Source organism: Dyadobacter sp. SRI_021 (genome assembly GCF_057586235.1).
In genome coordinates, this window is the sequence record NZ_JBYCZM010000028.1 from 1 (window position 1) to 8,749 (window position 8,749).

An 8,749-nucleotide genomic window follows, 5' to 3' on the forward strand; every position below is an offset into this window, starting at 1 on the left:
GTGCTTTTGGGTTGACGTCTTATGTCTTAAATTTTTCGATTTACGCATATGTCCTGTCGTTCACACATAAATTTTAAGTGCCCGAATCGGGGTGTACCGGACGTTGCAAATACTGGTGGGGGGTTGTTCTATAAGGGCTAACGCATTTGGGGCATATTTCGGACTTCACAAGAGAGGTTCAATTTGGCTATATTGATCGTCTATGATCTTAAGTAATCCAAGAAGAAGTATATTCCACTGATCCCCAGTGAATGAAGCAGTACTATGATTAGCTCTAAAGTGTACAATCGAATTTCGCAATTTGTACAGAAACTTCGATGCCTTAGTTTGCTCTGAAATAGCTTCTGCAAAATGGGTATTAACTGAGGGAGAACAATTATTTATGACTTTTTCGAGGGCGTCTTCTTCCCTTGGACGCCATCCAGTCACGTCCTCAAGAGTTGCCGCAAAGTCTAAAAAAGGCATCGAGCTATTTGAAGAAATGTGAAACTCTTGAATATAGTAAACCGGATAAAGCCTTTCAATTAGCCTATAAAGCTCTAAAAATGAGTGTTTGAAAGAGGTGGATATGAGGCTTTCGTTCATTAAGTCGAATGATATTTTACGACTTCCTTCTAATGCAATTTGTTCATAGGCGTTTAATACGGTATCGGAGAACGGTATCGTCCTCAGCTGTTGGGAACAGGTCAGATGGTAGCAGGTGACTTGGCTAAGGTCTGCTCCTAGGAGAACTGAATTTGTCGGGAGCTGATATAGCGACATCGGTGTAAGGAATGGAAAAAAATCGCTGGCGTCATGTCCGGAATAATTCGGGTCTTGATTCTGGAACATTATGTAATTATTGACTTCTGCTCCATCCTGTCCCGCTCTCAACTTTACAAATCTTTTAGACAATAGCAGTGTTAAAAGTCCTGCATTCACAGATGACTCCAATAGTACAGATGTATCGGTGGTCGTCGAATCCGAGCCGGCACCAACAACGAGAAAAAAATAATCTCCTTGTAATCTGAACATAAAACTCGATAAGCCGGGAGCTAGTTGGCTTTGGGAGACGATTTCAGCATACTTAAGCCAAAGCTTTTCAGTCGGTGTGGTCTTAATATAGTTTATGCCGTCCGGACTTTGGTGGCCTATGTCGAGAAGCTGAGAACGAAGCCAAGAAAAGGCCTCAGTGTTCTCTTGAATCATGTCTCTCATCTAGTAAGAAAGCCAGCAAACTTCGAGAGAATGTAGTTGCGATCCCTCCTCCAACAGAGTTTCGAAAGCTTTCGTAAAAAATTCTCTCTCAAAATCGCCAACACGGCCACTCTTAACTGACAGCTTTTCCGAAAGTAGATTTAGAGCTAAAAATTTTTCAATTTCTTCTAGCTGAAGTTGTTTGAGCCTTCTGATAAGTTCTTCTAGTTCGCCAAATATCCTTTTCTGTTCGTCTGACTTTTCACTTTTACTTTTTTCGCTTCCCGGCCTGCCCATAATCTTTTTTGCTACTGCTGTGACAAATCCTACTCTCGCCGGTTGGCTAGAAAATAGATCTTTGCCGACATTAAATCGTAGGTTAGTTGGGGTTTCTTGGTTTGAACGCTGGAAGCGACTAATCTCAATGTCGATTCGAGTGAGATATTGTAACGTTTTGTAGAAATTGCCTGCGAAATCTGCGTCTTCTGTGGCCTCGATGAAGTCCAATCGAGTAAATTCATCTGCAAGCCTTTCCTTTGTATCAACTTTCTCTTTTCGCCCCCCGAATGCGAGATAGAGTTCAATTACATCGTTTGCATGAAACTGTCCTCCCCGGGAGCGTCGGTTTGAATCATCAATCTTTATCAAGGTAATTTCTGGTACTTCGGTTACAATCTCAGCGATCATTGAAGTAAAGACTGTTTCTACCTGTCGCCGTAAGTTCCATGGAACTTGACCTGTATTCAAGATCAACATTCGGTATATCAGGCTGTTTAGATGACCTGAAATCCAAAACTCAACTCTAATTTTTTGCTCGATGTCGTGCTCCCTTGCTGCTTCAAAAAGTGCTGTTGTTCTTTGCATTCCATCAATAATAGACACATTACCGTTTTGATCGATTATTTCTTCAAGTTTTTTGCCATCGAGTGTTGGGAGTGTTTCGAATATTTCACTGCCGACGATAAGCCCTAAAACTATCGGAGGGAGTATAGCGCCTTCCTGAATGTCCATAATCATGCGTTTGCGAATCCGAAGTGCAGAGCTAGATTTTAGCGCATCACGTTGTCCAGATAGCCCACCCTTGTCTTTATAGGCTTTCTCGATAATTTCAAGGTAGGATCGTACATCTATCTCAAAGAGAGTAGAGTAACAACTAGATCTTTTGTCGAAGAGGGTAGTTACGTTATTAAGGTGCATAAGAGAATTCAAGGATTAGCTAGCGGACTTTCTGTACTAAAAAAGCTTATTTGTGAGTTTCTATACTTGGTATTGAGTCATTAAGAGTTGGACTAGACTTCGCAAGATTTTTCCAACGCATTAATGTCGAACCTTGCGTCGGCAAATCGTGAGGGATGAAGGGCCACACAAGTAGTGTGTAAAATTGTTACTATGTTTAAATGACTCTCAGTGTGTAGTGAAACAGTTCTTGAAAGAAGAGTTCTCTGACGTCTGTCATTTCTAGAATTTCAATAATGTCGAAATAATGTTCGACGAGCCTATCATTCTGAATTCTTTTTTGTAATTCGGGAGTGAATACAGCCGAAAGAAAGAAGTTTTTGCATCGCTGATTTTCACTTAGCGAATGTTGAAATGATTTAGTCGCTGCCCCGTATCGCTCTAGTGCCCCAGCAGGATCTATACCTCCTTTTATCTCGATAACAGCCAAGAGCTCATCCCCCTTAAAAAATGCAATGTCTGGGTCAGACGAAAATTTCATTACTACTCCTCCCACTAATTTGCAAGCCTTAGGTAATTCTTCGGAGGTCAGCTGTTGTCTACCGTAAGTTTCTTCAATCAACGCATGATCTTTTAACCATTCATAAATAAGGGTTCTAACTCTTTCCTCAGCAATGGTACCAACCTTATTTCTCATCACACCATCAAGCGTAATCCCTAATGTCGCAATTATGGTTCTTTTTCCGTCTTCCAGAGTCCAATCTGTTGACCCCTTGATAATCGAGCAAATGAAAGTGTTGTAGACTTGACTCATTTTAAGTGCCTTGTCTCGATTACGGAATTCAGCCTTGCCGCTTTCATGACTTTCGATAGGCCCGATATATTCCCTTGCAGCCTTTATTGACAAAGCCGTTAACCCACGATAGTATAGACTCGTAGCGGGCTTCAACATCAAAATGTCTGGGTGGCAAAATACATATTTGGGGTCGTATTTTTTTTCAGTTACGTAAGACCAAGTCTCCTCGTCAATCATCAACGAAGACAACGGCTGCCATTCAAAACTTACATCTATTTCATTGAGTAGTTCAAATGCCTGCACGTCAATTCGCCTTTGGAGAGAAGTAACTATGAGGAGAGACTTGACCTTGCGTAGATTATCAGAATAGCTATCCATTTACATTTGTTTTTCCCAAACATACACACATTTTCGGATTTCATTCCGACCATGTAGACCCATCTGTTGGCTACTGTTGCCCTTTCCTTTTTCAAGTAGCCAAATTGCCTTAGTTCTAAGACCAGCTGAGGCCGCAAAATCTGAGAGGATTAGGTCAACTGGCACTTCATACCCATTATACTGAACATTATCGTTGACCATAATAACCTTTCCGCCGGGTCTAAGTGTCCTGGCTAGTTCAGATATGACGAAGTTCATCTCAAAGAAGTAATTTGCGATCATTCCAATAATATTTTTATTGTTAAGCCGGTCCTGATCTTTATTTAACTGTTGGAGAAGCTCATGCAATGCGGATTGTTCGTCGTAAACTCGGGATATTGTGGAAAAAGCGTCTGATTTATCTAGATTGTCATATATCCTTGCTAGTTCTAATCGTTTGCTTCTGTTTTCAACTGTCGCTGACAAAAGAGTCTGTCGGAGATTTTTAATGTGTTCATTATCAACTCCACAGAAAGCGAGCTCTAGAGCGTATGTGCGGGTGTAGTCATACCGATTACAATAAGGTGGAGAAGTGATAACCAAGTCGACAGATTCGCTTTCAATCTCATGCAGACGATGTAAACAACTACCTGCGAGTAAGCGAGGGCTGGTTGTTAAAGGTGAATTTGCTAGTGATTTGGTGTCATCTTCAATGAGCGCAACTTTTTCGAAAAATCTTTGTCGGAAATTATGAATTGGCCCTTTATTAAAGGTTGATTTCAATTTCTTGCCTGCCCGGGAATCCCAGCGCAAATACTGTCCATCTTTACGAGTATACGAGACATCCTCGAGAATTGATAAAGCTACGAGAAAAAGAAGCGAATGTATGTTCGGATCTGAAACCTCTTCAATAATGAATCGCTGAAAATTCGCAATTGCTACTTCATTGCTTTGAGAGAATGCTCCTTGAGTAATTGTAATGTGTTTAAAGAAATATTTTTCCGATACGTTAGTGTCTTCAAAGTTCAGTTGCTTTAGCTTACTAACCGTCTCAGTAAAGCCCTTCCAGTCAATATTGTTGACGGCTAGTCGAGCATGAACTGCTGTTATTGCGTGGGGAAGTAGTTCAATTCCCAGGGTGTTGAATCCAGCCTCGGCCCCCGCAATGAGCGTTGTGCCCGCGCCAGCAAAAGGGTCAAGGATGGTCATTTGTCTCCTATCGTCTCCAAAAGTGTCTAAAACGTAATGAACGAAGCTTTTGGAGAATCCCTCCTTGTACTTAAACCACCGGTAAAAGGGCTCTGTTTTGTTTGCTTGAAACGAAATCAGAGACCGAGTTAATTTTTTGTTAATCAGTAGCTTGTCTTGGTATTGATCGTAAAGTATCTCTCCGCTCGACAATACCGGAATCTCAGTCTCTTCTGTGATAATCATAAATTCTTAAAAGATTAAATTTAATTAAAACGATGTAAGTGTAATCGGTGCACGCAAAATACTAAAATTTGAGGATCAGTCTGGTTCCAGTTGGGTGCGAATTGCTGTACTCGATCCGTGGAAGCAGAATATCATAATGAGATAGTGTCCTTCGGGATCAGTTGCTTGGTTGCTAGCAACCGCATCTCTAAGCCAGCGCCTTTGCCTGCTATCGTTACCTGTGTCGAGGGTTAAATCTTCTAGTCATCAGCCAAACGGACCGTATGCACGTTTCTGATGGTCCACGAGATGCCAAGACGCCGTCTGGTGAGCGGTGTGCACTCGGTGCGAAAAGATCTTGTAAACTAGTTTTGAAAAACCTCCCTGGGAAACTAGCGGCAATTTGGATGAATTGAGCCATTCGTTCTGAGGGACGCGCGATTGCTTGACATGAGGCATAGCGGAATGGTTCTAACATAAGGCCCTAAGTCAAGACCGGCCTTCCATTCCGAGAAAGCAATTGTTAACGTATATTATTATCATTATTATTATTATTATTATTATTTAAGTGCTGTTAATCAGCATTTTAGAGTGAAAACGGGTGGCCCGCAACTCGATGATTACTGTTAAAGCCCCTAGGTAGCTCCTATTCTTTTTTATAGTATATCATGTCATCATTGCGCTGCAAGCGGTAGTCTGCTAATAGATATAGGTTCTCCCTTCTACCAGTGATAGTAATTCGCATGCATAGCCCACGTTCTTTAAATGTCGGCAAATAACTTGTTTCTTTGGACACATGCGTATATTCAATGAATGATCTTGTTTCTGACAGCATTTAGTACGCTCATCCGATTCTTGCCCTCAGCTGTCTTTCGTAAGTAATATCTCCCAAGGGCGTGTTTGTCACTTCTGGCGCAGATGAGAGCAGCTAAGTGAAGGAGGCTCTTTAATTCTTTGCCTGCAAGCTGCGAGACTTTATTGCGACTTGACAGGCTCGTCCCAGACTCTCATTTAAATGGAGCTATACCACAGTAGCTGGCAAATTTGCGAGCTGTCGTGATATCCTTAAATTTATTTGTACTTACGATTATCTCAACAGCAGTGACTGGACCAATTCCAGGTACTGATGTCACAATCTCAAAAAGCTGCTGGAGAGAATCATCATTTAATATAGTTTGACGTATGTCGAAATTTACTCGATCTACGTCCTGTTCCACAGCGCTTACGAGTCCCGCGAGTACTCACGAAGGAAAAGAGCCTCAGAGGGTGCCAAGAAGAAGGTGTCTAGTTTGTCGCTATTTGTGAGCATGCATCCAACCTTCAACAGCCTTTTCTTTATTGCTGTGAGAGATTTTAGCTTTTGTATACATGTACGAGGCGGTTGCTAAAGCCTTACGGAAATATTTGGCGATTTGTAACGCATCGTAAGCGTCGTTTTTTTGTCTCTGAATACCAAGTGATCGTTTTATGCGCAAGGACGACTCAAGCCATAAGTTTAGCTTCTTAGTGTCGCCATTGAGGTTAGGTGCGTAGCGTATACCCCCATGTCTTCCGCGCATACCAAACATTCCCGCAGTTTGACTTTGTAAGACGTTCTTAGAATTGTAAAGAGCCCCTGAAGCCCCTCGAAAGAATTGCCCACTTTGCAAGCGTACAAGCATGTTTCCGATCTATTCAGCACTGCAACGTCGATTGTGAGCTTCGAGATGTCAGTGCCGATGAAATACTTAAAATTGCTCATGGTAGAATCTGCTTTCTGTAAAGACTTCGAAGATTGCTTAGTGGCTTCGGAATTCAGGAGTGATCGACCCGATGGATAATTATCACGAAGATTTGTCCTGTCCCGCTACATATATAGTAAGCAGGACGGGACACGTTAATCAATGGTATTCGGTTATACTGAGGCTTATTTCGTAAACTGGCTTACTTGACTCGAAACTTGTAGTAAAATTGATTGAAGCGCCATTAAAAGTTGTATTGGCTCTGCTCGGACACTCGCAGGTATTACTTATTTCCTTGGGCTTTTCATAGGCTGGTATCATCTTTTCTAACTGTTCCTGCGCAATTTCAGCTAATACGTCTTTTTCAAAAACACACCCAATTGACTCAAATTGGTTAATGAACAACAATATCGCATTACGGTTATCTGTGTACAATACAACTTCGCGACGACTGTAGGCGGGTTTTGTAAACCTGGCATTGAGAGGATCGGTATATTCCTTCGGATTTCCGCTGTAATGATGAATATCTTTCATTTGTTCGTCTGTATAGTTAAAGTGATCTTCTAACAGAATTTTTAGGTATAAAATACCATTTTCATCTGGACGCCTGAACACCAAGCTGTCTCTTGTTTGACTGGGTATTCCGAAATCAGGTTCAAACCACGAGTATTCGTTCATTTTTCCGCCGGTCATGAGATCGAAGCCTTGTGCCATAAGATATTTTTGGATATCAAACCACTCCCAGGTTAAAAAGTCGCCTAACGACGATGCCCCAAACGTCTTGCTGAGGTCTACTGCCTTTTGAGGTTTTTTAACTGTATGTTGCCTTTCGTCGCCTGTGACAGTAACGGTATCACGAACAGCGTGCTGATCTTCTGGCGCTTGTTGGTTTGGTGTGTTGTTGCATGCCAACATGGCAAATGACGCGACTAGGAATGCTCTGCTGAAAAGGAATGAGTATTTCATAGATGAGGATTTGAAGATAACATGGGTCTAAAAATACAAAAATACCCAATATAATGGGTGGTGGTGCTCGCGGTCTAAGCTCAACTTTGAGCCGTGACCAAAGTTCGAAATCATAAGTACTTATTGGCTTTTGGAGCCAATCTCAGGAAGCTTAGGGAGGAAAAGGGCCTAAGCCAAGAGGAGCTATATGATATTGCGGGTCTTTCGAAGAATCAAATCGGAAATATTGAAAGGGGGGAGGTGAATGCCTCGCTCAGCTCCATATACGCGATTGCAAAAGCATTACAGGTAGAAACCGCTGATCTCTTCAAGTTTATATATATCGAATGAAAGGTGGCCGTTAAGTACTCTTTGTTGGGAACGATAATCAAATTCAATTACCGTAATCATTTTTAATTACTAATCCGTTTTACGTCACCTCTATGAGCAGGTATTCGAAGCCTTACGTGAGCACGTAAGCATTGTTAACCTAGACTCTGCTGATAAATTTCTGTCGACCAGTAAGAAAGGAAGGTCAGGCTGTACATTTGAGCAGCCTAATCCATATCCCTGTCCCATGCAGTTCTATACGACATGGGACAAGATATATGAGGCAAGGAACCGCGTGATATGTTTTGATAATTAAATAACTAAATTTTTTTTGCGCTCCACTTCTCCGTTTTAAGGTACGGGATAAAGCCCGTCTTTCGGAGTATTTCTTCGTACATGATGTCTTGAACGCGGTCAACGTAGTCGTCGAGAGTAACAATACAGTCATGGACTGTAAACATCGGAACGTCTCCAAGAGCCTCACCTATCTTTGGAACAAGGCATTCTATAAAAAGATAAGTCTCGATTCTTTGAATAATCCTGGCTAAGTTGGAGTGTCCTAATTCCCGCCACTCATCGAGAATATCTCCTACGGTGGGAAATATATCGTGGAATAGTGACTTTTGATCCAGTATCGACCCCCGCCATTCTTCTGGGTTAGCAAAGAGAACCGAGAACATGATGCGTTTGACTTGCTCTCGCGTTAGCTGCTGCCCTTTGAACTCAGATAGTTGAGCTCCCATAATCTCGTAGAACTGTCCCGTTGTTACAGCTTTGTGATAGGTGCTAAGCTCGGCTTCAATTGCGGGAGTTTCAAAAGTCCCGCACATAATAG

General features: G+C 41.9%; 9 protein-coding genes. 1 reads left to right on the forward strand and 8 read right to left on the reverse strand.

The annotated features are described in order from the left end of the window. Positions 1-165: 165 nt before the first annotated feature. The 7 genes from AC2YIT_RS31940 to AC2YIT_RS31970 all read right to left on the reverse strand — a co-directional run bounded on the left by AC2YIT_RS31940 (position 166) and on the right by AC2YIT_RS31970 (position 7,605). Positions 166-1,188: a hypothetical protein gene (locus AC2YIT_RS31940; RefSeq protein ID WP_487281904.1), complete on the reverse strand. Its 1,023-nt coding sequence runs from the start codon at positions 1,186-1,188 to the stop codon at positions 166-168. Positions 1,189-1,197: 9 nt separating this feature from the next. Continuing rightward, on the reverse strand, positions 1,198-2,187 hold the full coding sequence (locus AC2YIT_RS31945; RefSeq protein ID WP_487281905.1) for a hypothetical protein: 990 nt from the start codon (positions 2,185-2,187) through the stop codon (positions 1,198-1,200). A gap of 382 nt (positions 2,188-2,569) precedes the next feature. After that, positions 2,570-3,526, reverse strand: coding sequence for an XcyI family restriction endonuclease (locus AC2YIT_RS31950; protein ID WP_487281906.1), 957 nt, complete (start codon positions 3,524-3,526; stop codon positions 2,570-2,572). Beyond that, entirely contained in the window at positions 3,527-4,939 is a 1,413-nt protein-coding gene (locus AC2YIT_RS31955; protein ID WP_487281907.1) for a hypothetical protein, read from the reverse strand. A gap of 986 nt (positions 4,940-5,925) precedes the next feature. Then, positions 5,926-6,135 carry a transposase gene (locus AC2YIT_RS31960; protein WP_487281908.1) on the reverse strand — a complete coding sequence of 70 codons (210 nt, stop codon included), beginning with the start codon at positions 6,133-6,135 and terminating at the stop codon, positions 5,926-5,928. Positions 6,136-6,213: 78 nt separating this feature from the next. After that, a complete protein-coding gene (locus tag AC2YIT_RS31965; RefSeq protein WP_487281909.1) occupies positions 6,214-6,579 on the reverse strand; it encodes a hypothetical protein in 366 nt (121 codons plus the stop codon). 219 nt (positions 6,580-6,798) lie between these two features. Then, positions 6,799-7,605 carry a hypothetical protein gene (locus tag AC2YIT_RS31970; RefSeq protein ID WP_487281910.1) on the reverse strand — a complete coding sequence of 269 codons (807 nt, stop codon included), beginning with the start codon at positions 7,603-7,605 and terminating at the stop codon, positions 6,799-6,801. A 93-nt stretch (positions 7,606-7,698) separates the two neighbouring features. On the opposite strand from AC2YIT_RS31970, the gene AC2YIT_RS31975 reads away from it, so the two are divergent. Then, positions 7,699-7,935 carry a helix-turn-helix domain-containing protein gene (locus AC2YIT_RS31975; RefSeq protein ID WP_487281911.1) on the forward strand — a complete coding sequence of 79 codons (237 nt, stop codon included), beginning with the start codon at positions 7,699-7,701 and terminating at the stop codon, positions 7,933-7,935. Between the two features lie 299 nt (positions 7,936-8,234). Here the strand turns inward: AC2YIT_RS31975 and AC2YIT_RS31980 are convergent. Further along, positions 8,235-8,749, reverse strand: a 515-nt coding sequence (locus AC2YIT_RS31980; RefSeq protein ID WP_487281912.1) for a hypothetical protein, incomplete at its 5' end; no start/stop codon positions are given.

Excerpts from the sequence above, each read along its gene's own strand:
- AC2YIT_RS31965 (WP_487281909.1), bottom strand. The coding sequence starts at position 6,579 with ATGCTTGTACGCTTGCAAAGTGGGCAATTCTTTCGAGGGGCTTCAGGG.
- AC2YIT_RS31950 (WP_487281906.1), bottom strand. The coding sequence starts at position 3,526 with ATGGATAGCTATTCTGATAATCTACGCAAGGTCAAGTCTCTCCTCATA.
- AC2YIT_RS31945 (WP_487281905.1), bottom strand. The coding sequence starts at position 2,187 with ATGGACATTCAGGAAGGCGCTATACTCCCTCCGATAGTTTTAGGGCTT.
- AC2YIT_RS31955 (WP_487281907.1), bottom strand. The coding sequence starts at position 4,939 with ATGATTATCACAGAAGAGACTGAGATTCCGGTATTGTCGAGCGGAGAG.
- AC2YIT_RS31940 (WP_487281904.1), bottom strand. The coding sequence starts at position 1,188 with ATGATTCAAGAGAACACTGAGGCCTTTTCTTGGCTTCGTTCTCAGCTT.
- AC2YIT_RS31970 (WP_487281910.1), bottom strand. The coding sequence starts at position 7,605 with ATGAAATACTCATTCCTTTTCAGCAGAGCATTCCTAGTCGCGTCATTT.